Genomic DNA, 26,011 nt, shown 5'->3' with positions numbered 1-26,011 from the left:
GAGGTGAAGTGGTGACACTTCGACTCTCGCGGAGAGCCGATTCGACCCTCAGTGCCCGGTATCAGCCTTTTCCGACGCGCTTGTCACGACGAGGATCTGACAGGTGTCATCGTCAGCCGGTGCGCGCCCGGATGCCACGATCGTGCGCCCCTCCACAGCGGTGAGGAAGACAAGCAGGTCGCGCGCACGCCCCTCGGCCGCCGGGTCGGCCCCGGCGACGCGCAGGGGGTCGATGAGGCCCACAATCCGGGTGGGGGATGATCCCGCAGCGGCCGCCTCCTCCAGCTCGCTCAGGGTCAGGACGGCCACGTGCCCGGGCACGCTCACGTCGACGCTGCCGGCGGGCGTGATCGCCCGTCCCTGCACGGCGGCGGCGTGGCCCGCCAGCACGCGCAGGATGGCGGCCCCCTCGGCGGCGTCCACCGGCAGGAAACATAGCTCTCCGACGGCGACGTCGATGTCCAACGGCTCCGAGCCGGCATCCGCGCTCAGCCCGCGTAGACGCAGCGCGGGGGAGCCCGAAACCGCGACCATGGCGGTCGCGGTTTCGGCTCGCCCGGTCACCCGCGGTGTCTCAGCGCTCACGACGCCGACGCAGCACGTTGCGAGCGAAAGCGAAGGCAGCCGCCGCGACGCCGAGGACGACGCCTGCGACGAATCCGAACTGGTCGAAAAGGGCATTCAGGTCCATGGTGATCTCCGTTGTCTGCGATGTGATCGTGAGGGTGAGAGGCGTCGTCAGCGGGACGACCGGGGGTCCCAGCGGAAGAACGAGTTGAAGAGCATGAGGCCCCCGGCGGCCCACACCAGCAGCAGCACAAGGGCGTGCCAGGTGGTGGCGAAGCCTCCCGTCAGGCCGACCTCGTGGCCGAGCGTCTGCCCGGTCACCGCGTGCCCGAGGTAGGCCGTGCGCACCGTGTCGACGATCTCCGCCGATGGGATGTAGGGGTGCACGGCGGTCAGCACCGGGTTGTCGGGCAGAGCGCCGAACGCCCCCGAGAAGTACAACAGGGCTGCCAGGACCGGCGTGACGATCCACGTCGCCACCTCGCCCGAGGGCAGCAACCCGGAGACGCCGAAGGCGAGCATGGTGAGCGAGATCAGTCCCACGCCCACAACAACCAGGAGCAGCGGCCCGTTCGCCGGCCAGTCGACGCCAAGCCACAGGCGGCCCGCAACGACGATCACCGCGACCTGGACGACGGCGGGAATGGATGCCGAGATTGCCTCGCCAAGCAGCACCGCATGGGCGGGCACCGGGGCGCATCGCAGCCGCTTGTAGATGCGCTGCTCTCGGCGGCGGGCAGCGGAGTTGATGACGTTGTAGACGACGAACACGACGGCCACCGACAGTCCGCCCGCAAGCAGCCAGGCGCGCGCTGGGACGGCACCGATCCGGGCGTCGGCGTCGGCTAGGGCGGCCGGCAGGAGCCCGAGCGCCAGGGGCATGACCGCGCCGACCAGGGCGAACGCGATGTCTTTCCAGTAGACGAGCTGGCTCAGGGCGATCTGCGCCGGCAGCAGTCGCGCGATCCGGACGAGATCGACCGGGGCGACACGGGGGCGCAGGACGACGGCGGCGCTCATGCCGGGACTCCTTGCGTGGGGGCGGCCTCATCGGCCAGGGCGAGGAACAGGTCTTCGAGGGAGGACCGTGTCACGGTCAGGGCGTCCAGGGCGACCCCCGTGCGATCGGCGGCGGCGAGCAGCCGTCCGAGGTCGGCCTGCGGGTCAGCGCTGTCGATGGACACCGCCGTCGTCGTCGCGGATCGCTGAACGTGCGCGCCCGGCGACCACATCAGGGCGGTCAGGGCGGCCTCGGTCACGCGAGCGGGGTCGAGCTCGAAGCGAATGACACTGGTGCGGTGGGCCGCGAGCACCTCGTCGAGCGTGCCCTGCGTGCGGATCCGGCCGCGGTGCATGATCGCGACGCGATCGGCGAGCTGCTCGGCCTCCTCGAGATAGTGCGTGGTGAGCACGACGGTGAGGCCCTCCTCGACCAGGTCACGCACGATCTGCAGGCAGCGGTGGCGTCCCTCAGGGTCCATGCCCGTGGTCGGCTCGTCGAGGAAGAGAACCTCGGGATGCCCGAGGAGCGCCAGGCCCAGGTCGAGTCGGCGTCGCTCACCCCCCGACAGCTGCTTCACGCGCACGGTGGCGCGGTGCTCCAGCCCCACCATCTGCAATGTTTCTTCGACCCCGCGCGGCCGAGCGTAGAACCGGCGCCACGACCGCACGGTCTGGCGAACGGTGAGGTCTTCGAAGAAGCCGGCGTCTTGCAGCATGATGCCCATGCGGGGCGAGATCCGGTCTCGCTCCACCAACGGGTCGACTCCGAACACACGCACGGCACCCGACGTCGGGGCACGGAATCCCTCCAGCACGTCGAGGGTGGTCGTCTTGCCTGCGCCGTTGGTGCCCAGTAGACCGAACACTTCGCCTCGGCGCACCTCGAAGTCGATCCCGTCGACCGCACGCACCCCGGCGTAGTCGACGACGAGCCCATCGACGTGGAGCACGACCTCTCGCGCGAGACGAGTCGAGGAGATCCGTTCGGGAACGGTGGTGATCCTGGTCATGTCCCCACCCTCCCCTCGGAGAGCGCCGCATATCAGACCCGCTCGTCACGGGGTGGAGATGACAGGTGTCATCCGGCTACGACTATGACAAGCGACCGGGGTGCCAGAGCGCGGCGCTGCGCACCCGATCGGCCTCGTCGCGCGCGTCGGGGATCACCTGGGCCAACCCCGTGCCGGCGATCCACGCGCCCGTCGCGCCGAGGCCGGGCACGGCGCGCACCGCACCGCGTGCGGCGGCGGTGACGGCGGCGCGTCCGATGGTGGCGGCCGGCTGCGACTGCACGTAACGCGAGCGGTGGGAGGCGACGAGGGCGGATGCCGGCAGCTCGACGCCCAGGAGTGCGGCGGCCTCCGCCAGGGCGAGGCGTGCGGCACCGTCGTCGTCGAGGGCGGCGGTCGCGGGCTCTTCGCCCTGCGCGCCGAACGAGACGCGCACGACATGGATGCCGGGCTCTGTGGCATCCCGAACCCAGTCCCACTTCGCGCTCGAATGGGTGAGGGCCTTGGCGGTGTGGCTGCCGGGCACCGTCAGCACGCCGGTGCCCCGCGGGGCGCGGTCGAGCACGGGGGCGTTCACCACCAGGGTCACCACCTCGACGACAGGGGCGACCGGCTCGCCCGGCTCGAGTCCGGCGACCACCGGGGCCAGGAGTGCGCGCGCCGGCCCCTCGGGGAGGGCCACGATCACGGCGCGGGCGGCGAGCGGCGCGTCGTCGACCGAGGTCGCGACGGACCACCCGGCATCGGTGCGGGTGAGGCTCTCGGCGCCGACTCCGGTGCGGAGATCGACGCCGCTGTCGCGGAGGCCCGCGACGAGCGCATCGACCAGGCGCGACATCCCTCCTGCGAGACCCTCGACGGCGCCACCCGGGGCCGGTGCCTTCGCCGAGCCGGGGGCGACCGGCACATCGGATGCCGGGGCATCGGCGGGCCGTGCGTGCGTCCGCCGTCCGCGCAGATCGGCGACGGCACCCGTGAGCGAGCCGGTGCGGGTGAGCGCGGCGTTCAGGCCGGGGGCGGCGAGGTCGACGTCGATGTCGTCAGGCCGTGCGGAGTACACGCCGCTGGTGACGGGGGCGACCAGACGGTCCAGGACGCGTGCGCCCAGGCGCGAGCGCACGAGCTTGCCGAGGCTGTGCGCGTGGCCGATGGTGAGCGGGGGCCGTACGCGATCGACGTACGCCCGCCACGCGCCCGACCAGCCGATGATGCGCCGCACGTCGGGAGCGAAGGGGTTGTCGGGGATGCCGAGCACCCCGCCCTTCGGCAGCGGCGCCGCCCCGACGCCGGGGACGCCCGCGACCCACGCCCCGGCGGGGTTCGGCGACACGATCGCGTCGGTCAGATGCAACTCGGCGAGCAGGTCGCGCACGACGCCGCCGCGGGTGGCATAGCTCTCGGCGCCCACGTCGAGCGTGAGTCCTCCGACCTCGGCGGTGCGCAGGACCCCGCCGAACAGGTCGGAGGCCTCGAGCACGGTGACCTGCAGACCGACCTTGGCGCACTCGCGGGCGGCGACGAGTCCGGAGATCCCGCCGCCGACGACGACGACCCGCGTCTCGTGCGCGTGCTGCACGAGCCGGTCGAGCGCCTCACTCATGCGTGCGCGCCCCGCCGACCGTGTCGTCGCCGGCGGCGAGAGCGTCGGCGCGGGGGGCCGGGTCGTGCCCGTGCGCGTGAGCGACGATGCGGGTGAGCACGTCGGGGTCGGTGTCGGGCGGCACGCCGTGACCGAGGTTCAACACGTGTGCGCGTGCCGCGCGACCGCGGGCGAGCACGTCGTCGACGTGCGCCGCGAGCACGGGCCAGGGAGCGCCGAGCAGCGCCGGGTCGATGTTGCCCTGCAGCGTGACGTCGGGACCGACCAGGGCCGCGGCCTCGTCGAGCGGCATCCGCCAGTCCACCCCGACCGCGTCGGCGAGGCCGCCCAGGCGCATGTCGTCGAGGAACGCGCCTGTACCGACGCCGAAGTGGATGCGGGGCACCTCGATGCCCTCGAGCGCCTCGTGCGAGTGCGGGGCGATGAACTCGCGGAACGTGGCGGTGGAGAGCGAGCCGGCCCACGAGTCGAACAGCTGAACGGCCTGCGCCCCGCCCTCGATCTGCGCGTCGAGGAACGCGCGCGAGACCCTCGCGAGCCATCCGGCCAGGCGGTGCCACGAGTCGGGGTCGGCGTGCATCATGCCGCGGGCGCGCAGGTGCTCCTTGCTCGGGCCGCCCTCGACGAGGTACGCGGCGAGCGTGAAGGGCGCCCCGGCGAATCCGATGAGGGGCACGGCGTCGCCGAGCTCGGCGGTGACTCGACGCGCGGCCTCGCGCACGGGTTCCGCGGCGGCGGCGACGTCGGCGGGGTCGATCGCGGTGATGCGGTCCACGTCGGCCGCCGTGCGCACGGGGTCGGCGAAGACCGGGCCGCGACCGGGCTCGATCACGACGTCGACACCGGCGAGGCGCAGGGGCACGACGATGTCGCTGAAGAAGATGGCGGCGTCGACGTCGTGGCGTCGGATGGGCTGCAGCGTGATCTCGGCGGCGAGGTCGGGGGTCAGGCACGCGTCGAGCATGCGCGTGCCCACCCGCAGCTCGCGGTACTCGGGCAGCGAGCGCCCCGCCTGGCGCATGAACCACACCGGCTGCCGCTCGGGGCGATCGCCGCGGAGGGCACGGAGCAGGGGTGCGTCGAGGGAGGCCATGGCACCATCCTCCCATCCGCCCCGCGACGAGGAGGGGGATGCCTTGACGTCGAGAGGCCGCCCGGAATACCCCGAGGAACCCGGGCGTAGAATATGAACGTGCTGCTGTGCGTCAGCGCGAGTCACAAGACCGCGTCCTTCGAGCTCCTCGAGCGGCTCAGCGTACCCGCGACCCCCGTCGCGCCTCTGATCGCCGAGCACGACGAGTGCGTCCAGGGCGCCGTCGTGGTGGCGACCTGCAACCGCTTCGAGGCGTACGTCGACATGGACGAGCCCGTCACCGCCGGGGTCGCCCTCGGCATCGAGGCCACGCTGACCGCGATCGAAGCGGCCACCGGCGTGCCCGCCGGCGAGCTCGAGGGCTCGTACACCGTCCTCGGCGGCAGCGACGTGGCCGAGCACCTGTTCTCGGTGGCTTCCGGCCTCGAATCCGTCGTCGTCGGCGAGGGCGAGATCGCCGGCCAGGTGCGCCGTGCGCTCACCGAATCGCGGCAGCTCGGCACCACCTCGGCCGAGCTCGAGCGCCTGTTCCAGCGGGCGTCCGAGGCGCAGCGCGGCGTGAAGAACTCCACCGCCATCGGCCGCGCGGGCCGCTCGCTCGTCCGCCTGGGGCTCGAGCTCGCCGACAGCCGCATCGCCGACTGGTCGACGCAGCGTGTGCTGCTGGTCGGCACCGGTGCGTACGCCGCCGCCACCGTCGCGGCCCTGCGCGATCAGGGAGCCGAAGACATCTCGGTGCACTCGCCGTCGGGCCGCGCTGCCAAGTTCGCCGCGAAGCACGGCCTGCGTGCCGTGTCGTCCGAGACCTTTCCCACGGCCGTCGCGCACGCCGACCTCGTCATCACGTGCACCACGGCCGAGCACCACGTGCTCAGCGCCGCGACCTTCGCGGCCGGTCGCCGCCGGCTACGAGGCCCCCGTCGACACCGTGGCGGGCGTCTGCCCGGTCGACCACACCTCGCGCCGTCTCGTGATCGACCTCGGACTGCCCCGCAATGTCGACCCCGACGTCGCCACCGTGCCGGGCGTCGACCTGCTCGACCTCGAGACCATCCGCCTGCACGCCCCGCTCGAAGAGCTGCAGGCCACCGACGCCGCGCGCGACCTCGTGCGCGACGCCGCACGACGCTTCGCCTCGGTCGGCGAGCGCAAGAACATCACCCCCGCCGTCGTGGCGCTGCGCGCCCACGTGTTCGGCGTGCTCGACGCCGAGGTGGCTCGCGTGCGCGCCCGCGGCGACGAGGGCGGGCAGACCGAGCAGGCCCTGCGCCACCTCGTCGGCGTGCTGCTGCACACCCCCACCACTCGCGCGCACCAGTTGGCCGAGGCCGGTCGCGCCGACGAGTACGTCGACGCCCTGTCGGCACTGTTCGGCATCGAGATCGCCGAGCCTCTCGTCGCCCGCGATGCCGCGCGGCACGACGGCACCGCCGGCTGAGACCCGCTCCCTCTCACCGGCTCTCCTCCCGACGCCCCGACGACGCCGGCGCGGGGGTCGGAACCGCGTGTGATCGTGGCTGCGCGGCCCTGACGCGGGCGGAAGGCCGTGAGCAGCGGAGGGAAATCCGCGAGCAGAGGATCAAACCCCTGGCATCCATCCTCCCCTCGCCGAATCCCCTCCCCTCGTCGCCAGGTAGCCGCGGCGAGGACCGCGGTTCGGGCAGGATGGATGCCGTGAGCACACCGGCATCCGAGGTCTACGTCGTCGCGGGAGAAGACCGCGCCCGCAACGGGCTCCGCTGGGTCGCCACCGTCGTGCTCGGCTTGTTCGACGCGGGCAGCGGGGCGCCATCGGTGAGCGAGGTCGTCATCCGCCGTGTCGACGGCTCGGTCGTGAAGCGCCTGCCGCCCGGCGACGTCGACGACTTCACCGCACAGCTCAACGAGATCACCCACGATGTGCGAACGATGGATGCCGTGCCCTTCGCGCAGAAGTGGATCGCCGAGCCGCAATGACGGGCGGCGTGGCCCCGCCGCGGGCGTGGCCCACGCGGCGGGCGGGCGCGCGAGAATGAGGGCATGAGCCTGCGCATCACCGACGACCCCGCCGCCGACGACCTGCTGTCCAGCAACCCGCTCGCCCTGCTGATCGGCATGCTGCTCGACCAGCAGGTGGCGATGGAGACCGCGTTCGCAGGGCCGCTGAAGATCCAGCAGCGCACGGGATCGATGGATGCCGCGACCATCGCGCACGACGATCCCGAAGCCTTCGCCGCCGCGTTCTCGCAGTCGCCGGCGGTGCACCGTTTCCCCGGTTCGATGGCCGCGCGGGTGCAGGCGCTGTGCGCCGCCGTCGAGCAGGACTGGGGAGGCGACGCCGAGAACCTCTGGACCCGTGACGCACCCGACGGCCCCACGGTTCTGAAGCGTTTGAAGGCGCTGCCGGGATTCGGCGAGCAGAAGGCGAAGATCTTCCTCGCCCTGCTCGGGAAGCAGTGCGGGTTCGACGGCGACGGATGGCGCGAGGCCGCGGCCCCGTACGGGGAGGAGGGGTCGTTCCGTTCGGTCGCCGACATCGTCGGCCCCGAGTCGCTGACGAAGGTGCGCGAGCACAAGCGCGCGGCGAAGGCGGCAGCCAAGAACGGCGCGTGACGCTCCGCGCCGCTCAGCCCGGGCGCACCTCCGCGTCGGCGAACACCACCCTCCCCGCCACCACCGTCGTCAGAACGCGCGAGGTCAGCGGCGCCGCGGATCCCTCGGCGAACGGGTCGGTATCGAGCACCGCGACGTCGGCCGCGGAGCCCGGGGCCAGCCGCCCGCGCCAGGCGCCGTCGCCCACGGACGCCGCCGCGTGACGTACATGTTCGCCAGCGCGTCTCGCCGACACCGTGCGGGTGCGGTTCCTCGGCGGGTTGGATGATCGATCCAAGCGAGGCGACCGTCATGCTGAGCTCGCTCCTCTTGTGCGTTTCACAAGCGCGATAGAACTCCGACTCTTGTACAAGCGCTTACCGAAGGTCATCGCTGCCGGTTCACCCCTGGCCTCGGGTAGACCGACACGATCGTTGGGCCCGCGCCCGAATTGATGTTCAAGACAATCGTCGAGTAGTAAGCGTTGCTGCCCGGAAGCGTCTGGGTGGGGTCGACGACCCGTCGGCGTTGTCGAAGGTCGGCGCCAGCGCGTCGTCCGAGGACAGAACCGCATCGGCGCTCACCGGCAGTGAAACCTCGTAGTCCACGCCGTCGACGGTCATCGCCACGGGTTCGGACGGGTCGAGGGGGGTTGTTACCGCGCCGGATTCGACGTCGTAGACGAGGCCATCGGGAGTCTCGGTCGCGTTGCCCTGCGCACCGACGACGACGTCGGGGGCCGCATCTCGGATGAGCTCGAACGCGGAGTCCGATTGGTTGTCGGCTATCGCGGGTAACGGTCCCAACGCCACCGCGAAGTCAGCTCGCGCCCGATCATGCCTCGCCGAGGGCGGCGCTGAAAAGCATCCGCGACTCCGGACACGTCTCCGGCGAGGTGCACGCACCCGAGCCCATGCCGCCGACGTCGCGCACCCCGCCGAGCAGACGGTCCGCGACGTCACCTCGACCTAGGGTGGACTCCGTGCGGGTGCGGTTCTTCGGCGGATTGAGCGTCTCCACGGACGCCGGGGATGCCGTGGTGCCCGGCCGCGGCCAGCAGAGCCTGCTCCTGCGTCTCGCCGTCGATGCCGGCACGACCGTGAGCGCTCGCGCGCTGATCGAGGACCTGTGGCCGATGGACGCCCCCGAGGATCCGCGCGCCGCTCTGCAGTCGCTCGTGTCGCGCCTGCGTCGCTCCCTCCCCGGAGCCTCGGTGTCGTCGACGCCCGGCGGATACCGCCTCGACCTCACGCGCGACGACATCGACGTGACACGCTTCCAAGACCTCGTCGCCGAGGCGCGCGCGACGGGCGATCCCGCCAGAGCACGCGAGGCGCTCGCGTTGTGGACGGGTGAGGTGTGGACCCCCGGTGACGGCTTCGACTGGCTGCGCCGCGACCTGCTCGAAGACCGCGCGCACGCGGAACGTCTCGCGGCGTCGATCCCCGCCCCGGCCTCCACGAGCGTGCCGTCCCTCCCGGTCGCCGTGACGCGCCTGATCGGTCGCGCCGACGAGCTCGACGCCATCCGGGAGCGTCTGACGACGGACCGCCTCGTCACCGTCCTCGGCCCGGGCGGTGCGGGCAAGACGACCCTCGCGGTCGAGACCGCCCGTACCGTCGCCGACTCGATCGTCGTCGAGCTCGCCCCGGCCGCCTCGGGAGACGTGTGGACGGCGATCGCGGGCGCCGTGGGTCGCCGCATCCGCCTGCCCGAGTCGTCGGGCCCGCCCCTGTCGGCAGCCGAGCGGGTGGCCGAGTCCGTCGCCGGGCGCACGGTCGTGATCGTGCTCGACAACTGCGAGCACGTGGTGCGCGAGGCGGCCGAGGCCGCCCTGGCCCTGCTCGGGATGAGCGCAGGCGTGCGGGTGCTCGCCACGAGCCGCGAGCCGCTCGGCATCCCGGGTGAGGCGTTCGTCGATCTCGGCCCCCTCCCGCCCGACGACGCCGGCGCCCTCTTCGCCCAGCGGGTGCGCTCCGCGCGAGGGCACGTGCCCGACGACGACGAGCGCGACACCGCGCAGCGCATCGTGCGCCGTCTCGACGGCCTGCCGCTCGCGATCGAGCTCGCCGCCGCGCGCGCCCGCACCCTCACGCTTCGCGAGATCGACGAGGGCCTCGACGACCGATTCGCGCTGCTGTCGAACGGGCCGCGACTCAGCTCCGAGCGGCACCGGACGCTGCGCGCCCTCATCGACTGGAGCTGGGACACCCTCACCGACGGTGAGCGCGTCGCCCTGCAAGCGACGGCCGTGTTCCCCGACGGTATCGGGGCGAGTGACACGGTCGCCGTGGCGCGCGGGTTCGCGATGGATGCCGGGACCTTCGACGCCCTCGTCGACCGCTCGCTGCTCGTGCGACGCGAGGGGCGCTTCCGCATGCTCGAGACCGTGCGCGACTACGGCCTCGACCGTCTGCGCCGCACAGGAGAAGAGGCGTCGTTCCGCGCCCGAGCCGCCGACGTGCTGACCGACCTCGCGGCGCACCGAGACACCATCGTGCGGGGACCGCGGCTCGGCGAGGCGCTGGCGTGGTTCGACGCCAACGACGAGAACCTCACCGCCGCGCTGCGCGCACGTGCCGACAGCGGTAACCGGCTCGGCGGTGCACGGCTGCTGCGCAACCTGCTCTGGCCCTGGGCGGTGCGCGAGCGCAGCGAAGATCTCCGGCGGGGCGTCGCCGACTTCGCCGACGCCGGTGCGCCGCTCGACGACGAGTCCGTCGTGGTGGTCGAGGCGGTCGCGCTGTTCCTGGCGGCATTCCCCGAGCCCGGCGCGGCGGCATCCATCACTCCCGCGCAGTACGAGGCGCGGCGGCTGCTGCTGGAGGCCGCGGCCCAGCGGCATCCGTCCGAGATGACGACGCTCGTCGCACCCCTGCTGCGCGTGGCCGGCTCGCTTCTGGCAGCCGGTGAGCGGGAGCACGCGCGCACCTGGCAGGTCGACGTCACCGACGACGAGATCGCCGCCCGTCCCCCGTGGACGCGGGCGATGCTGCACGCTCTGCGCGCGGGAGCGGCGCAGAATTCCGGCGACACCGCCACGCTCGGGGTGGAGAGCGAGATTGCGCTGACGATGTTCGTCGAGCTCGGCGACCCGTGGGGCACGGGCTTCGCGAGCCAGCTTCGCTCCGAATGGCTCGTGCTGCAAGACCGGCTCGACGAGGCGCTCACCGTGATCGATCGCTCCACCGAGGCGATCCGCGGCCTGACATCCGCGTCCGACGTCCTGCAGCAGCAGACGCAAGCCGCCGGCATCCTGCTGCGGCTGGGGCGCCTCGACGAGGCGCGGGCGAGGTCGGAGCGGATCACGGTTGCCGCGGATGCGGATGGCTCGGCGAGATCACGCGCGCAGGCGCTGATGACGCGGGCACACGTCGAAGTCGCGGCGGGCGACGGCGAGGCGGCGCTGCACGCGGTGGAGGGCGTCCCGCTGGGTCCAGGATTTCCCGACCAAGTCGCGGCGTGGCGTGACGCGCAGCGTGCGCAGGCTCTCCTCCTGCTCGGCCGTCACGACGAAGCCCGGGCGGCGCTGCGCACCGCACTGCCGCTGGCGGTGGGCGTGCGCGACCACCCGATCATCGCCGTGGTGCTGCTCGCCGTCGCGGGGTGGAACGCCGCCACCGGCCGCCGGGACTTGGCGGAGGAGGCACTGGCCCGTGCCGCTGCCATCCGCGGGGCCGCAGACCTGCGCGACCCTTTCCTGCTGTGGATACGCGCACGCCTTGCCGAGCTGCCCGCCGCGCGCACCGCAGGAGGCACCGGCATCCACGTCCCGCTCGCGAACGTAGATGTCGAGGCGCTCACGGCCCTGCTCGCGTGAAGGCGCAGTTCGCTACCGATACCTCTGTGTCACGGCGAGGTCGTGGGAAGAGACGACGCGGTGAGAGAACCTCGAGGGTCGCGCAACAGAGCGGTGGCCGACGTGCCGCCAGAGCTGTCCACCGTACCCAGAACGATCCACGATCTACCGACCGCGAGGGGAATGTTGGGCTGCGGGGCACGGGATGCGTCGCGCGCCGGGGTCAGCGGGTCCGACGCACCGGTGCGAGCGTTCGAGACGCCGACACCGCCATCGCTCCACGACCAGATCCGACCGTCGAAGGCGCACAGTATCGTCAGGCCCTGAAGCCGATCGGCGTCGCCGGCGGAGAGATCGAAGATTCGTTGCCCGGAGTGCACATCGGTGGTCTGCACACCACCGTCTCCCCGCGTGACCAACAACCCCTGCCCTTCATCCACCTGGGGAAATTCCCGCGAGTGCGGCCCCACCTGGGCTCCCGTCGCGATGTCGAACGCCCCGTACTCGTACCTCGCGAACATCGTCCCGCTTCCCGGGATCTGCAGGATCGAGCCTCCCCCCAACGTGGTGCGCGCGCCGGGGACCGCCCAACGCACCGCCCCTGACATCACGTCCAGTCCCCGGATCTCCGACGTACCCGCGAACGGGTCGAGATCGCATTCGACAGCCCAGATGCCGGCATATCCGACGACCGGCGCCGCATCGAAGTTGCGTCCGGCGCACGACGTACTCCACCGCGTCGCACCCGACGTCAGATCGACCGCACGATAGGTGTCGGTGTCGGTGTCCGTGTGGTTCGTCGCGACCACCGCGGTCGAGCCGTAGAGCGCTGCACCCCCGATCAGTGTGCCCTCGTCGACCGAGATCTCGACGCTGCGCTGGGCGGTCCCCGCATCGTCGTACGTGCGGAACACGATCATGGTGCCTCCCGCGCTGAGTCCGGTCGCACGGTTGCGTTCGACCGCGGCGATCATCAACTGTGAAGGGCTGTCGGGGTTCTGTTGCACGCCGGCCACGCTCTGCTCGACCTCGCGCTCAGGGTTCACCGGCGGCGTCACCGAACCGGGAGTCGCATGCTCGGCACCGAAAATACGGTACGTCGCGTTCTGTACGCGACGTGCGACGGTGCGGGGGCCGAACATGGTGTGGGTATCGGTGCCCCCGTCGTGCCAGGAGCCACCATCGAACGGGTCCGTGCGGGCGGTGAACGAACTGACACGGGGGGTTGGAGAGGCGGACGCGGGGGAGGTGGGCGATACTGTCGCGACACTCGCAACCGACCCGTCGGGTGTCTGCTGCCCGTCGGACGACGACGGTGGCGGAGCCGCGGAGCATCCCGACAGCATTCCCACGACGCACAGGAGGATACCGACTCGTCCGCCCAGGCCGATGCGCGCGCCGTCCGACCGCGTCAGTGCCCGCACGGTCGCGTCCTCGGGCGGAAGCGGGAACAAGATGTCCCACCTGGTGGAAATGGCGGAGCGTGCATGAGGGTGCCTTTCTGGAGAGGAGAGCCGAAGACGGGCGGCAGGCGTCAGTCGCCGGTGAGGCCCCGTGCCTGGTAGAGCGCTTCGTCGCAGACCTCGTTCGCAGCGAACGCGAGAGTCGTCAACGACTGGTCGCCGCCTGCGCGGACCTCGCACTCGAGGGCGGCATGATCGTCAGCCGACGTCGGGGCGACCACGAGATACGACAGCGACAGCGTCCGGCCGTTCGAGGAGCAGGACTGCGCCCGGGTCCATCCGTGCGGCAGGTCTGTCAGTGGCGCTGAAACGTCGTCTCCGACGCACAGAGGAGCCCACACATCCGGGTCCATGGAGACGTGGCCGGTGATGACGACGGAGGTCTCGGTGAAGCGCTCCATTCCGTCTACGACGTCGTTGCCGTCCGGATCGAGCACGAGGGTGCAAGAACCGAGCTCCCCGGCCGTGATCGCAGAGCTCGATGTGTAGGTGCCGTCGATCACCGCGGCCGCCCCCAGCGCATACGTCGACACTGCCGCGCACCTGACCGCCTCAGGAAGACCGTCCATCGGTGGGTCGACCTGCGGCGCACGCCCGGCGAGATCCGTCGTCGCCGACCCATCCGACAGTGACCGAAGACCCGCTACGCACTCGCGATCGGTGCCGACACCCGCGACCCACACCCGGTAGCGCGCCGGCGTCGTGGATTCGTCGGAGGTCAGCGAGATGTCGGCGGTGGGAAAGGGCTCGCTGCTCACCGGCGACGCCTCGACCGTCCCGGCCGCCCCAGGCCGATGCGCGTCCTGCTGTGCCCACGTCAGGTCGCGCCGCTGCGTACCCGGACTGAGCTCGCCGCACAACCACGCGCCGCCGGCGCCGGTATCGGCCAGGTCGTCCGCTACCCAGGTCGTCACGACCTCCGCTGCCCGGTGGTTGTCGTCAACCGCGGACTCTGTCGCACCGGGGACGCCCCCGCACCCGGTGAACGCGAACGTCAGCGTAGCGGTGGCAACGGCGACAGCCGGCAGCCGCACGGCCCGGACGTACGTCCGTGGACGTACGGTTCGCTCGTGCGCGGCGAGGCGGGGACTCCCCGAGGACGTCGCCGTCACGCCTCGCTTTCCCCTCGGTGGACGGAGTCGTCCGCCGATAGCGTCTGCGCGCTCCGCGCCTGATGCTGCTCGCGCAGGCGCGCCGACTCTACGCGTGTCTGCGCGGCAGCGTTTCTCCGGCGCAGCCATTGGTAGGCCGCCGCGAGCACCAGAACGATGACGGTGACCGGGATCATCCAGCCGGGCAGGTCTCCCTGGTAGAACAGCATCCGCGAGGGGAGGATCAGGACGCCACTCATCACTGCGCCTTCCTCATGGTCACGCGCGCCGCGGAGTCGGCGGCCTGGACGAACTCCGACAGAGCGGCGCACCACCGCATGTAGTCGGAGTAGCCCTCGATCGTCTTCGGCATGATCGGGATGAAGTAGACGGTGGTCTGGGAAGTGGTGTACTCCCCCAGCGCTGCGACGGCGGTACGCCGGGAGCCGTCGTCGGTGATGGTGAGACGGAACTGCGTGAGCGTCATGCCCAGAATGTTCTGGACGGCGAACGTCAATCCGTCCGCCGATTCGCCCGTGAGGGCCATCCGCGCTTTGCCGAGGCCGGACCCCTTGCTGATGTCGAGCGCTTTCTTGGCGTGACGTGCGATATCGGTAGCCGGCAGGGCGGTGACGATATCGACGCCATCGCCGGCTTTCTTGTGGTGCTTCCCCATAGTCGTCCCCTCGGGTCGGGTGAAGGTGCAGATGAGGTGGCGCGGCATGACCACCCCTCTGTAGCCGTCAGCGTAGGGAGACGGGACGCTCGCGACATCGGGTCGCGGCGTAACCGAACGTCTTCGGATGCGCGACCCGACGAGACGGGAGGAATCCCGCGCGGGAGGCCCCCGTTCGGGAGCGTTCGAAACGGCCCCGCTACCCCCTCGTGGCCTCGTCGAGGCGCGCGGTGGCGATATCGTCGGAGCCCTCTCCACGATTGCGAGTGAGGCGCCGCCCGATGACCGACCCGTCCCCCATGTCCACTCGTCGCGCACGTTTCGAACGCGCTCTCACGGGCGGGAGGGAGGCCGTCGCCGCAGAGCTCGACCGGGTGCGCCGCTCCCGCGGACTGTCGTACCGCGACCTCGCCCGACAGACAGGTGTCGTCATCGCGACGCTGCAGGGCTGGTTGAGCGGACGCTACGTTCCCCAGGTCGGAATGCGCGAGAAGTTCTGGCGCCTCGCGGTGGTCCTCGACGTCGCCGACCGTGCGGGGGTTGACGGCGGTGTGGGCATCGTGGACTGGTGGAACGCTCTGCGCGACAACGGCAGTCGCGCGCGGGAGGCGTACGGAGGCTCGCCCTACCCGGGGATGCGTCCCTTCGATCTTTCGACCGCGGCCGAGTACGCGGGACGGGGCGACGCACGAGAGGCGCTCCGCGAGCGGATCGAACGACGACTGAACGGTGAGGAGCCACCGATCCTGCTCCTGACAGGTCGCTCCGGGGTCGGCAAGTCGTCGCTGGTGGCTGCGGCGGTCTCCACCGTGACGCCTGCGCGTTCCGCCGTCATCGTGTGGCCGTCCCCGGCGGCCGAGACCGCCCTCTCGGCTGCACGAGAACAGACGGAAGATGCGCCCGACATCATCGTCCTCGACCAGGCGGAGAGCCTCTGGACGCTTCCGGATGCCGCTCTCGCCACGCGGCTGCTCGACGACCTCGCCTTCGTCCAGGAGCACTGCGCGAACACCGCCGTCATCGTGGTCGCGCGTGCCGACGCGATGGCGTCTCTGACCGATGTCGCCGTGCTCCGGGACGCCCTCGAACGCCACAGTTTCGTTCTGGGGCCGATTACGGCAGACGACGCGCGCGAGATCGTCGTAGAACCGACCGCACGTCGAGGCGTGTCGCTGGCGCCCGAGCTGGTCGAGATGATCTTGTCCGACGTGGGTGTGAAAGGTCATGCCGCAAACGCCCCCGTAGCGGAGTCTCTCGTGGGCGCTCTGCCTCTGTTGTCGCAAACGATGCGCACGCTCTGGGATCAGCGAGCCGATCCGACGCGCATAGACGCCGCCGATTACGTGCGTACGGGCAGCGTGGCCACCTCGATCGAATCCGCTGCCGAATCCGCTTACGACCGGCTCTCGCCCGAAGCACAAGCCGCATGCTGGCCGGTGCTCCGCGAGATGCTGAGGCTCGACACGGCGCCCCCGAGCCGCCGCGCCGTCGCGCGCACGCGCTTCGGCGACACGGCATCCGTCGAGGTGATCTCGACCCTCCGCGAGGCGCACCTGCTCATCACCGACGACACGGAGGTGGTGATCGCGCACGACCTCATCCTTCGCGCCTGGCCGCGGCTCGACGCCTGGCTCGCCTCGGCGCACGAGTGGAGCATCGCCCGACGAATGCTGGCTCGCTATGCCGTGTTCTGGGACGAGTCGGGGCGTCCTGCAGACCTGCTCAACGCCGGCAACGCCCTCGGCATCATCGAAGCGCAGCAGCATGACGCAGGCTCCCCCGCCGATGCAGCCCTGTCGCTCACCGAGCACGAGTTCGTCGAGGCGAGCAGAGATGCGCACGAGGGACGGTTGCGGGCCGCGAACGCAGAGAATGCGCGTCTGCGTTCCTCCCGGCGCAGACTCCGCGCCGCGATCCTCGTGGCCGCCGTCTCACTGGTGGTCTCGCTCATACTCGGGGGCGTAGCCGGCTCCACGGCCGTGAGCCTGGATGCCGCGAGCACCGACTACCGCAGCCAGGAGCTGGCCGCACGCGCCCAGGTGGTCTCCGAGACGATGCCGGCAGAGGGAGCTCAGCTCGCCATCGCCGCGCACGCCGTGCGGAGCAACCAGACCACGGATTCGAACCTGCTCTCCCTGACGGCCCAACCCCAACCGCGACGGCTGACATCCACGGAGGGGCCGGGAGCTCTGGCAACGATCGACGGGGTGATCGCGCAGGGTGGGGCAGAGCACACCGTGCGACTGATCGATGCCGATACCGGCGCGATCCGCGCCACCATCACGACGCCGCAGTCCCACACGTACGCCCTCGATCTGGTCGATGCGGGCGGACGACGGCTTCTCGCAGCCACGGGTGAGGACGTCGCGGGCGACCCCGCGCAGGCGTGCGTATGGAACGTCGCCGGCGTCCCCCAACTCGTCGGATGCGTCACGGTGCCGTCGAAGTCCGACTCGGTGACGATCCTCCCGGACGGGAGCGGCGCTCTCTTCGGTGGTGCAGACGGCACGATCCAACGTCTCCAGATCACACCGACCGCGACGCGCGTGCTGACGCCCATCGACGGTCCTCGTCGCGACGACGGAAGCACACCGACGGCGGTGATGGGCCTCGCGTCGGCCGGCAGGACGGTGCTCGCGGCCGGGCGCGACGGCACCATCGCGACGCTCACCGACCCCCTGGGCGACGCTCGGTGGTCAGCTCCCGCCGTCGTCCCCGCCCGGGCGCAGTCCGTGACGTTGTCGGACGACGGCTCACGCTTCGCGATCCCGACGCAGGCTTTCACCCTTGCACTGGGTGCCGTCGACCCTGATGGCGCACCGCAGCTGACCGCCACCGCCCACGGTTTCGAGTCGTGGGCGAACTCCGCGACGTTCCTCGCCGACGGAGGTGTGGCAGGGGTCGCGTCGGATCAGACGCTGCGCATCTTCACGTCGGACGGCGTCCTCGTCAAAACACAACTGCTGTCGTCTCTGCCGACCTCGGTGGTTCGCTCGGGAACGATGCTCGCGACTTACATGGTCAACGGAACGACGACACTGTGGCCGAACGGCTCCCTGCCGATGGCATCGTCGCGGGGACGTGTGTTCGACATCGCGACAGATGCTGCGGGCACCCGCACCGTGGCGACGCTCGGCTCCGGGGACGGCATCCTGCACGTCACTCGGCTGCTGCAGGACGGTACGAGGAAGGACCTGTCCGTCCCCGATCCTCATATCCTGACGCGCTACGGCGTGGCGGTCTCACCAGACGGACGCTTCGTCGTGAGCGCCGGGTATGGCGCAGTCCTCGTCTGGCGGGTGGGCGAGGATGCGCTGAGCGACCCGACGGTACTGACCGACGTCTTGCCCGGTGCCCTCATGACGGAGGTCGACTACTCGCCGGACGGCACACGTATCGCTGTCGGCGATCAATCGATGGACCACGTGGTCATCCTGGGGATCGAGGATGATCCTGAGGCCCCCGGCGCAGGTGTCCGACTGTCCATGCAGTCGCGGGTTCCCGTCACGACGGGCGGGTCCATGGCCTTCAGTGACGATGACACTCTCGTGATCGACGACGGGACGCGGTCTCTCCTCGTATGGGACCTGGTCCGCGGCGTCCCCGTCGGAAGCGTCGCCTTCGGCGACGTTCAGCCGGTCGCCATCGCGCGGCGGCCAAGCCACCCCGGGCAGATCGCTTACACCACGGAGAGCCTCCAGGTCGGCATCGTGGACGTCTCCGACCCGTCGTCACCGCGCATGCTCGCCTCGGTCGCGGGACTGACCGCCACCCCTCGCGACGTCGCCTTCTCATCCGACGGCTCCCGTCTGTCGATTGCGACAGTGGACCACGTCGAGGTCCGAGAGGTCAGCGAGAACGGGCAGTCGATCGGTCCCATCGACCTCACCCTCACCGGTCCGATGCGCACAGAGATCACGTCGGCGAAGTTCGTGTCGGGAGACAGCAAGATGGTGGCATCCACTTTCGCCGGTCTGCTCTGGTGGTGGGACCTGGACGCGTCCCGCGCAGTCGCGACGATCTGCTCGCAGGTCGGCGACCCGTTGCAGATCGCCGAGGCGACGTCACTGGCGCCGTCTATCCCCGAGAACATCACGATGTGCGGGTGACGCGGACACCGTGCGTCACCACCCGCACCTGCGCCCCACGCCCCGGGGGTGCCTAGTTCACGCCTTGCGCATGTAGGCGCGCACCGTCAACGGCGCGAAGATCGCCACGATCACCGCCGCGCCGATGAGCGAGACGACCACGTCGGAGCCCGCCGTGCCGGTGTTCACGAGGTCGCGCACCGCGGTGACCAGGTGCGAGACCGGGTTCACGTCGACGAACCACTGCAGCCACGACGGCATCGTGTTCGAGGGCACGAAGGCGTTCGACAGGAACGTCAGCGGGAACAGGATGAGCATCGAGATGCCCTGCACGCTCGAGGCGCTGCGCGCGATGACGCCGAAGAACGCGAAGATCCAGCTGATCGCCCACGAGCACGCGATGACGAGCAGGCCCGCGGCGCCCACGGCCCAGATGCCCCCCTCGGGACGCAGACCCATGATGAAGCCCATCGTGAACGTCAGCACGGTGGCGATGGCATAGCGGACGGTGTCGGCGAGCAACGCCCCCGACAAGGGCGCGATGCGCGCGATCGGCAGCGACCGGAACCGGTCGAACACACCCTTGTCCATGTCTTCGCGCAGCTGCGTGCCCGTCACGACCGAGGTCGTGATGACGGTCTGCACGAGGATGCCGGGGATGATGATCGGTAGGTAGCTCTGCACGTCTCCGGCGATCGCGCCGCCGAAGATGTACGTGAACATCAGGGTGAACAGGATCGGCTGCACCGTCACGTCGATGAGCTGCTCGGGGGTGCGGCGGATCTTCAGCAGCCCGCGGCCCGCCATGGTGAGGGTGTTTCGCAGGGTCTGCGCGAGGCTCGCGGTGCGAGGCAGGTCGCGGTCGAGGGTGAGGGCGCTCATGAGCGGACTCCTTCCAGGTCGTCGGCGCTCTCGCGCGCCGCGGTGTCGTCGCTCGGTACACCCGAGCCGGTGAGGGTGAGGAAGACCTCGTCGAGGGTGGGCTGCTGCACGCTGAACTCGCTCAGGTGCAGGCCCTCCTCGCGGAAGGCCACGAGCAGGTCGGTGACCTGGTCGGGGTCGGACATCGGCACCGTGAGGCGCGCCGCCTCCGGCGAGACGATGGCCGTGGCATCCAGGACCCGTCCGACCGTGGCGCGAGCGGTTTCGAGGTCGGATCCGGGCTTCAGCCGCAGGACGAGCGAGGCCTGCCCGACCGACGCCTTGAGCTCGAGAGCCGTGCCCTCGGCGACGACGCGTCCGCGGTCGATGACGGCGATGCGGTCGGCGAGCTGGTCGGCCTCGTCGAGGTACTGCGTGGTGAGCACGACGGTGGATCCGGATGCCACGAGCCGGCGGATCGTGTCCCACATCTGTCCGCGCGTGCGGGGGTCGAGACCCGTGGTCGGCTCGTCGAGGAAGATCAGCGGCGGCTGCGCGATGAGGGAGGCCGCGAGATCGAGGCGTCGACGCATGCCGCCGGAGAACTTCGCGAGCGGACGGGATGCCGCCTCGGTCAGGCCGAACTCCTCGAGCAGCTCGCTCGCCTTGCGACGGGCGTCGGCACGGGAGAGGCCAAGGAGGCGCCCGAAGATCATGAGGTTCTCGGTGGCCGAGAGCTTCTCATCGACCGAGGCGAACTGCCCGGTCAGGCCGATGAGCTGGCGCACGACATGCGGTTCGCGCGCGACGTCGTGGCCGAAGATCTCGGCCCGGCCGCCGTCGGGACGCAGGAGCGTCGTCAGCATGCTGATGGTGGTGGTCTTGCCGGCACCGTTGGGGCCGAGCACGCCGTAGACCGTGCCGGCTTCGACGACGAGATCGACGCCGTCGACGGCTCTGTTCGAGCCGAACGTCTTGACGAGCCCTTCGGCTCGGACCGCGGGAGTGCGGGTGGATGAAGTGGTCATGACGACAGGATGCGCCGGGCGCGCTGTCGCGCCGCTGTCACGGAGACAGGGGCGCTGTCAGGGCACTGTCACGCCCGTGCTATCAGAGCTCGTGCTCAGCCGCGCGCCCGCGCGACGCTCCCACGAAGTCCGGCGCGACGTTGGACGGTAACCCCCACGCTCCAACGGTAATTGACTTATTAAATTGACGCTCCAAATTAGAAGCGTTTCCGTTGTAGTTTGGCAGCGTGGATGCCACTCGATTTGCAGACTCCGCTTTCGGCCGTGCGACTCGCGAACCCGGCAAGAAGGATGCTTTCGTCTACTACCTGCCCAAGCCCGTGCCTCGGCAACTCGATCTCTCCGCTGCGGTGGTGTCGTCTCTCTCGGAAGCGGACGCGGCGCTCGGTCATCTGCAGGGTCTCGGCACGCTGATCACCGATCCCACCCTGCTGATCGGGCCCTACCTCCGCCGAGAGGCTCTCGCCAGTTCGCGGATCGAAGGCACCCAAGCGTCCTTGTCGGAGGTGTTTCAGGCTGAGATCGATGCCGACGCACGCAACGATGACACCGCCGAAGTCCATCGCTACGTGGAAGCAACGAAGCAGGCCTACGAACTGGCGGTGACTCTCCCCCTCACCCAGCGGCTCATCCTTCAGGTACATGAGACACTCCTCACCGGAGTTCGAGGCGAAGAGAAATCACCCGGAGAGTTCCGTCGTTCGCCGGTGTGGGTGGGTCGAGCGGGAGCGACCCCCGACACTGCGACGTTCGTCCCTCCGTTGCCGAACCACCTCGGCGAGCTCCTCACGGATTGGGAACGATTCGTCAACGACGACGGCCGCGTCCTTCCCGCGCTCATCCAGGCGGCGCTCATGCACTACCAGTTCGAGACCATCCACCCGTTCCTGGACGGCAACGGACGCATCGGGCGCCTGCTCATCAATCTCATCCTGATGGAGCGCAACCGTCTCTCCTTACCCCTGCTCTACCTCTCCAACTACTTCGAAACCCATCGCGAGGAGTACTACGAGCGATTGCAGGCCGTGCGAGAGACCGCGGACATCGAGGGATGGCTCGTCTTCTTCCTCGACGCCGTCCGCGCTCAGGCGGAGGATGCAGTGTCTCGCTCTCGACGTCTCATCGCGATTCGCGAGAGCTACCACGCCGAGGCGATCAAGGAGCGGTCGAGCCTGCCGCGACTTGTCGACATCATCGTGCGCAACCCGTTCGTCACGGTCAAATCCATCCAGGATGGTCTGGAGCTCACCAACCAGGGAGCTCGCAACCTCATCAAGAACGCCGAGACGAGGGGATGGCTTCGCTCGCTCGGTACGCACGGGCGCGGGGGGCGCGAGCGATGGTACGCGCCCGCAATCCTCGAAGTGATCGAGACGCCGATGCGATACGAGGACGAATGACCGCCGGATGCCACGACCGCGAGGTCATGGCATCCGGTCTCTCGTGAAGCGGGTCAGGCCCCGCGCAGCCGTTCGGCGAGGTAGGCGTGCAGCGCGTCGAGACCGATGCGCTCCTGGCCCATCGTGTCGCGGTCGCGCACGGTCACGGCGTTGTCGTCGAGCGAGTCGAAATCGACCGTGACGCAGAACGGGGTGCCGATCTCGTCCTGACGGCGGTAGCGGCGGCCGATGGCGCCGGCGTCGTCGAAGTCGATGTTCCAGCCGGCCGAACGCAGCGTGTCGGCGACCTCGCGGGCCAGCGGCGACAGGCGCTCGTTGCGCGAGAGCGGCAGAACGGCGACCTTGACGGGCGCGAGACGCGGGTCGAGCTTCAGCACCGTACGGGTGTCGGTGCCGCCCTTGGCGTTGGGCACCTCTTCTTCGCGGTACGCGTCGACGAGGAACGCCATCATCGCGCGGGTCAGACCGAACGAGGGCTCGATCACGTACGGGGTGTACTTCTCGCCCGAGGCCTGATCGAAGAAGGTGAGCGACTGGCCCGACGCCTCGGAGTGGCTCTTCAGGTCGTAGTCGGTGCGGTTGGCGACGCCCATGAGCTCGCCCCACTCCTTGCCCGGGAAGCCGAAGCGGTACTCGACGTCGATGGTGCCGGCGGAGTAGTGTGCGCGGTCGTCTACGGGAACGTCGAAACGACGCATGTTGGCGGGGTCGACGCCCAGGTCGAGGAACCAGTTCCAACACGCCTCGACCCAGTGCTCGAACCACTCGTTCGCCTCGGCCGGAGGCGTGAAGTACTCGATCTCCATCTGCTCGAACTCGCGCGTGCGGAAGATGAAGTTGCCGGGGGTGATCTCGTTGCGGAACGCCTTGCCGACCTGGCCGACGCCGAACGGGGGCTTGCGACGGGATGCCGTGAGCACGTTCGAGAAGTTCACGAAGATGCCCTGCGCGGTCTCGGGGCGCAGGTAGTACAGCCCCGACTCGTCGTCGACGACGCCGAGGTAGGTCTTCACGAGGCCCGAGAACGAGCGCGGCTCGGTCCAGTTGCCGCGCTGGCCGGTGTCGGGGTCGGGGACCTCGTCCCAGCTCTCGGGCTCGCGGCCGCGCTTGGCGACGAAGGCCTCCCACAGATGGTCGGCGCGATAGCGCTTGTGCGTGATGGTCGACTCGACGACGGTATCGGCGAAGGTCGCGACGTGCCCCGACGCCTCCCACACGCGCTTGGGCAGGACGATGCTCGAGTCCAGCCCCACCATGTCACCGCGACCACGAACGAACGTCTGCCACCACTGGCGGCGGATGTTCTCTTTCAGTTCGGTGCCGAGGGGACCGTAATCCCACGCCGAGCGGGAACCGCCGTAGATCTCACCGGCCTGGAACACGAAACCACGGTGGCGGGCGAGGGCGATGACCTTATCGAGGCGGGACTGTTCGGCCACGGTGGCTCCAATGGTCGGGAAACGAAGGGTACGGACGCGAGTGCGCGGCATCCAGTTTATCGAGGGAGGTGCGAGCTCACAGCGTGAGGCGCTCCCGCCGCACGGTGAACGCCTCCAGCGCCGCCTCGTCGATCTCGATGCCCAGGCCCGGGCCCGTCGGCACCCGCACGTGACCGTCATCGACGACGGCGGGCGCGGTGACGATGTCGCGATCGTAGAAGCGCGCGGATGCCGAGATGTCACCCGGGAGCGTGAAGCCGGGGAGGGCGGCGAGCGCGGCGTTCGCGGCACGGCCGATGCCCGTCTCGAGCATGCCGCCGCACCACACCGGGACGCCCGCAGCCCGCGCGCGGTCGTGGATCGCGACGGCCTCGAGATAGCCGCCCACTCGGCCCGCCTTGATGTTGATGATGGCCGCGGCACCCAGCGCGAGGGCGTCGGCGGCGGCCTTGTCGGACACGATCGATTCGTCGAGGCAGACGGGGGTTCTCAACCGCTTCGCGAGGGTGGCGTGATCGACGAGGTCGTCTTCCTGCAGCGGCTGCTCGATGAGCAGGAGGTCGAAGCGGTCCAGCTCGGCGAGGGTGTCGGCATCCTGAAGCGTGTAGGCGGAGTTCGCGTCGACCTGCAGCGGGATGACGCCGAACGCCTCGCGCACGGCCGCGGTGTCGTCGACGTCGCGGCCGGGTTTGATCTTGATCTTGATGCGCACGTAGCCCTCGTCGAGGTACCCGCCGACGACATCGACGAGCGCCTGCGGGTCACGCTGAATGCCGACGGAGACACCGGACGGCACCCGCGTCTTCTCGGCGCCGAGGTACTGCGCGAAGCTGCGACCCTCGGCGCGAAGGGCGGCGTCGATGATCGCGAGCTCGAGGCCCGCCTTGGCCATGCGGTGGCCGACGAACGGGTGGAGGATGCCGGAGACCTCCTCGGCGGCCACGGTGCGGCGCTCCAGCAATGCCGGGACGAGGTAGCGGGTGAGGACGTCCCACGCGCTGTCGGTGTACTCGCTCGAGTACAGCGGCGCGGCCATCGTGACGACCTCGCCCCAGCCGCGTCCGTCGGGCGTCTCGGCCGCGACGACGATGACCTCTCGCACCGTCTCGGTGCCGAACGACGTCGTGAAGGGCGACACGAGCGGAATGTGTAGCACGCGCAGCTCGATGGCGTCGAGGGTGACGGGTGAAGCGGGACGCAGGAGGGGCATGGGGGCAGGGTATCGGCAGGCGGTACGGGCGGCGAGGCTGGCGGCGGATTCCCGTGCGTCTCGGTCGCCGCGCACAACTCCTGCTGAGCGCCGCGGGAGGGCGTGAGCAGGCCCCGACAGCGAGGGATTGCAGGAGTTGTGCGCGACCCCGCCCCCGACCCCCGCACCGGCCCGCCCGGGCCTGGGCCCCGGCCCCGGCCCCGGCCCCGGCCCCGGCCCGGCGCGACCGTAACGCCCACGCCAGGCCGTGGCAAGGGCGCTGATCGCCCGCGGGCGCGCGCGTAGCGTCGAGCGCATGAGCGACGACTTCACCCCCCGCCACGCGATCGTCACCGGGTCCGACTCGGGCATCGGCGCCGCCACCGCCCTCGCCCTGGCAGAGGCCGGCATCGACGTCGCGATCACGTACCACTCCGACAAGGACGGCGCCGAAGAGGTCGCCGCCGGCGTGCGGGCGCGCGGGTCCCGCGCGATCGTCGCGCAGTTCGACGCCACCGACTTCGACGCGGTCCCGGATGCCGTGAACGCCATGGCCGACGAGCTCGGCGGCCTCGACGTGTTCGTCAACAACGCCGGCGGCGGCATCGGCGGCTCGTTCCTCGACCTCGACTTCGACACCTGGCGCACCGACATCTCGCTCAACCTCGACGGCGCGTTCCTCGCCCTGCACACCGCGGCGAAGCGCATGGTCACGGCCGGCAACGGCGGACGCCTGATCGTCGTCTCGAGCGTGCACGAGCACCAGCCGCGCGTGGGATCCGCCCCGTACGTCGCCGCCAAGCATGGCGTCGGCGGACTCATCAAGACCATGGCCCTCGAGCTGGGCCAGTACGGCATCACGGCCAACGCCGTCGCACCGGGCGAGATCGCCACGCCCATCAACGACATGTCGGCCGAGGACGCCGACCGTGTCCACCGTCCCGGCATCCCGCTCGGCCGCCCCGGCAAGCCGCAGGAGATCGCCGACGTCATCCGCTTCCTCGCCTCGCCGTCGGGCTCGTACGTCACGGGCGCGAGCTGGGTCGTCGACGGCGGGATGCTGCAGATGGGCCCGCAGGCGGGCTCGCACATGGAGTCGGACGCGTGGCGTTCGGCCGGAGAGGAGTGAGCGCG

At 70.4% G+C, this 26,011-nt stretch carries 22 protein-coding genes and 1 pseudogene; 8 read left to right on the top strand and 15 right to left on the bottom strand.

The window, feature by feature from the left end; genetic code table 11:
• Window positions 1-48 precede the first annotated feature (48 nt).
• The 5 genes from QE412_RS13980 to hemE form a co-directional block, all read right to left on the bottom strand.
• On the bottom strand, window positions 49-564 hold the full coding sequence (locus QE412_RS13980) for a hypothetical protein (RefSeq protein ID WP_307485006.1): 516 nt from the start codon (window positions 562-564) through the stop codon (window positions 49-51).
• A 174-nt stretch (window positions 565-738) separates the two neighbouring features.
• A complete protein-coding gene (locus QE412_RS13975; RefSeq protein ID WP_307485003.1) occupies window positions 739-1,587 on the bottom strand; it encodes an ABC transporter permease in 849 nt (282 codons plus the stop codon).
• Entirely contained in the window at window positions 1,584-2,579 is a 996-nt protein-coding gene (locus tag QE412_RS13970) for an ABC transporter ATP-binding protein (protein WP_307485000.1), read from the bottom strand. Before QE412_RS13970 ends, QE412_RS13975 begins: the two co-directional genes overlap by 4 nt.
• 82 nt (window positions 2,580-2,661) lie before the next feature.
• Window positions 2,662-4,179: a protoporphyrinogen oxidase gene (hemG, locus tag QE412_RS13965; protein WP_307484997.1), complete on the bottom strand. Its 1,518-nt coding sequence runs from the start codon at window positions 4,177-4,179 to the stop codon at window positions 2,662-2,664.
• A complete protein-coding gene (hemE, locus tag QE412_RS13960) occupies window positions 4,172-5,272 on the bottom strand; it encodes a uroporphyrinogen decarboxylase (protein WP_307487221.1) in 1,101 nt (366 codons plus the stop codon). The genes hemG and hemE overlap by 8 nt, the downstream gene beginning before the upstream one ends.
• A 93-nt stretch (window positions 5,273-5,365) precedes the next feature.
• Between hemE and QE412_RS13955 the strand changes: the two are divergent.
• The 4 genes and pseudogenes from QE412_RS13955 to QE412_RS13940 form a co-directional block, all read left to right on the top strand.
• Window positions 5,366-6,109, top strand: a pseudogene (locus tag QE412_RS13955) (glutamyl-tRNA reductase); the annotation flags it as partial.
• A 91-nt stretch (window positions 6,110-6,200) separates the two neighbouring features.
• Complete coding sequence (locus QE412_RS13950) at window positions 6,201-6,710, top strand: hypothetical protein (RefSeq protein ID WP_307484995.1); 510 nt, start codon at window positions 6,201-6,203, stop codon at window positions 6,708-6,710.
• A 236-nt stretch (window positions 6,711-6,946) separates the two neighbouring features.
• Window positions 6,947-7,228 carry a hypothetical protein gene (locus tag QE412_RS13945; protein WP_307487293.1) on the top strand — a complete coding sequence of 94 codons (282 nt, stop codon included), beginning with the start codon at window positions 6,947-6,949 and terminating at the stop codon, window positions 7,226-7,228.
• Window positions 7,229-7,291: 63 nt separating this feature from the next.
• On the top strand, window positions 7,292-7,864 hold the full coding sequence (locus tag QE412_RS13940) for an HhH-GPD-type base excision DNA repair protein (protein ID WP_307484993.1): 573 nt from the start codon (window positions 7,292-7,294) through the stop codon (window positions 7,862-7,864).
• Between the two features lie 13 nt (window positions 7,865-7,877).
• On the opposite strand, the gene QE412_RS13935 is transcribed toward QE412_RS13940, so the two are convergent.
• Window positions 7,878-8,099: an amidohydrolase family protein gene (locus QE412_RS13935; RefSeq protein ID WP_307484990.1), complete on the bottom strand. Its 222-nt coding sequence runs from the start codon at window positions 8,097-8,099 to the stop codon at window positions 7,878-7,880.
• Window positions 8,100-8,301: 202 nt separating this feature from the next.
• Window positions 8,302-8,655 carry a hypothetical protein gene (locus QE412_RS13930; RefSeq protein WP_307484988.1) on the bottom strand — a complete coding sequence of 118 codons (354 nt, stop codon included), beginning with the start codon at window positions 8,653-8,655 and terminating at the stop codon, window positions 8,302-8,304.
• 170 nt (window positions 8,656-8,825) lie between these two features.
• Here QE412_RS13930 and QE412_RS13925 point away from each other — a divergent pair, with 170 nt between their 5' ends.
• Complete coding sequence (locus tag QE412_RS13925; protein ID WP_307484986.1) at window positions 8,826-11,663, top strand: ATP-binding protein; 2,838 nt, start codon at window positions 8,826-8,828, stop codon at window positions 11,661-11,663.
• Between the two features lie 29 nt (window positions 11,664-11,692).
• On the opposite strand, the gene QE412_RS13920 is transcribed toward QE412_RS13925, so the two are convergent.
• The 4 genes from QE412_RS13920 to QE412_RS13905 form a co-directional block, all read right to left on the bottom strand.
• A complete protein-coding gene (locus tag QE412_RS13920) occupies window positions 11,693-12,784 on the bottom strand; it encodes a hypothetical protein (protein WP_307484984.1) in 1,092 nt (363 codons plus the stop codon).
• 392 nt (window positions 12,785-13,176) lie between these two features.
• A complete protein-coding gene (locus QE412_RS13915; protein WP_307484981.1) occupies window positions 13,177-14,019 on the bottom strand; it encodes a hypothetical protein in 843 nt (280 codons plus the stop codon).
• Window positions 14,020-14,213: 194 nt separating this feature from the next.
• Window positions 14,214-14,456, bottom strand: a complete 243-nt coding sequence (locus tag QE412_RS13910) for a hypothetical protein (protein ID WP_307484978.1) — start codon at window positions 14,454-14,456, stop codon at window positions 14,214-14,216.
• Complete coding sequence (locus QE412_RS13905) at window positions 14,456-14,872, bottom strand: hypothetical protein (RefSeq protein ID WP_307484974.1); 417 nt, start codon at window positions 14,870-14,872, stop codon at window positions 14,456-14,458. Before QE412_RS13905 ends, QE412_RS13910 begins: the two co-directional genes overlap by 1 nt.
• A 281-nt stretch (window positions 14,873-15,153) precedes the next feature.
• Between QE412_RS13905 and QE412_RS13900 the strand changes: the two genes are divergently transcribed.
• Window positions 15,154-18,981 carry an nSTAND1 domain-containing NTPase gene (locus QE412_RS13900; protein WP_307484971.1) on the top strand — a complete coding sequence of 1,276 codons (3,828 nt, stop codon included), beginning with the start codon at window positions 15,154-15,156 and terminating at the stop codon, window positions 18,979-18,981.
• A gap of 57 nt (window positions 18,982-19,038) precedes the next feature.
• Here the strand turns inward: QE412_RS13900 and QE412_RS13895 are convergent, their stop codons facing one another.
• Together QE412_RS13895 and QE412_RS13890 are read right to left on the bottom strand one after the other, a co-directional pair.
• Window positions 19,039-19,842: an ABC transporter permease gene (locus QE412_RS13895; protein ID WP_307484967.1), complete on the bottom strand. Its 804-nt coding sequence runs from the start codon at window positions 19,840-19,842 to the stop codon at window positions 19,039-19,041.
• Window positions 19,839-20,849: an ATP-binding cassette domain-containing protein gene (locus QE412_RS13890; RefSeq protein WP_307484964.1), complete on the bottom strand. Its 1,011-nt coding sequence runs from the start codon at window positions 20,847-20,849 to the stop codon at window positions 19,839-19,841. Before QE412_RS13890 ends, QE412_RS13895 begins: the two co-directional genes overlap by 4 nt.
• A 227-nt stretch (window positions 20,850-21,076) precedes the next feature.
• Here QE412_RS13890 and QE412_RS13885 point away from each other — a divergent pair, with 227 nt between their 5' ends.
• Entirely contained in the window at window positions 21,077-22,249 is a 1,173-nt protein-coding gene (locus tag QE412_RS13885; RefSeq protein WP_307484960.1) for a Fic family protein, read from the top strand.
• A gap of 53 nt (window positions 22,250-22,302) precedes the next feature.
• On the opposite strand, the gene QE412_RS13880 is transcribed toward QE412_RS13885, so the two are convergent.
• Window positions 22,303-23,688, bottom strand: coding sequence for a glycine--tRNA ligase (locus tag QE412_RS13880; protein WP_307484957.1), 1,386 nt, complete (start codon window positions 23,686-23,688; stop codon window positions 22,303-22,305).
• Window positions 23,689-23,764: 76 nt separating this feature from the next.
• Window positions 23,765-24,898 (bottom strand): o-succinylbenzoate synthase, encoded by a 1,134-nt coding sequence (menC, locus tag QE412_RS13875; RefSeq protein WP_307484953.1) that lies wholly within the window; start codon window positions 24,896-24,898, stop codon window positions 23,765-23,767.
• 295 nt (window positions 24,899-25,193) lie between these two features.
• Here menC and QE412_RS13870 point away from each other — a divergent pair, with 295 nt between their 5' ends.
• Entirely contained in the window at window positions 25,194-26,006 is an 813-nt protein-coding gene (locus tag QE412_RS13870) for an SDR family oxidoreductase (RefSeq protein ID WP_307484949.1), read from the top strand.
• Window positions 26,007-26,011 lie beyond the last annotated feature (5 nt).

Origin of the sequence: Microbacterium trichothecenolyticum (assembly GCF_030818955.1) — a bacterium.
GTDB classification, from domain to species: Bacteria; Actinomycetota; Actinomycetes; order Actinomycetales; family Microbacteriaceae; genus Microbacterium; species Microbacterium trichothecenolyticum_B.
This window is presented reverse-complemented; position numbering and strand designations above follow the sequence as displayed.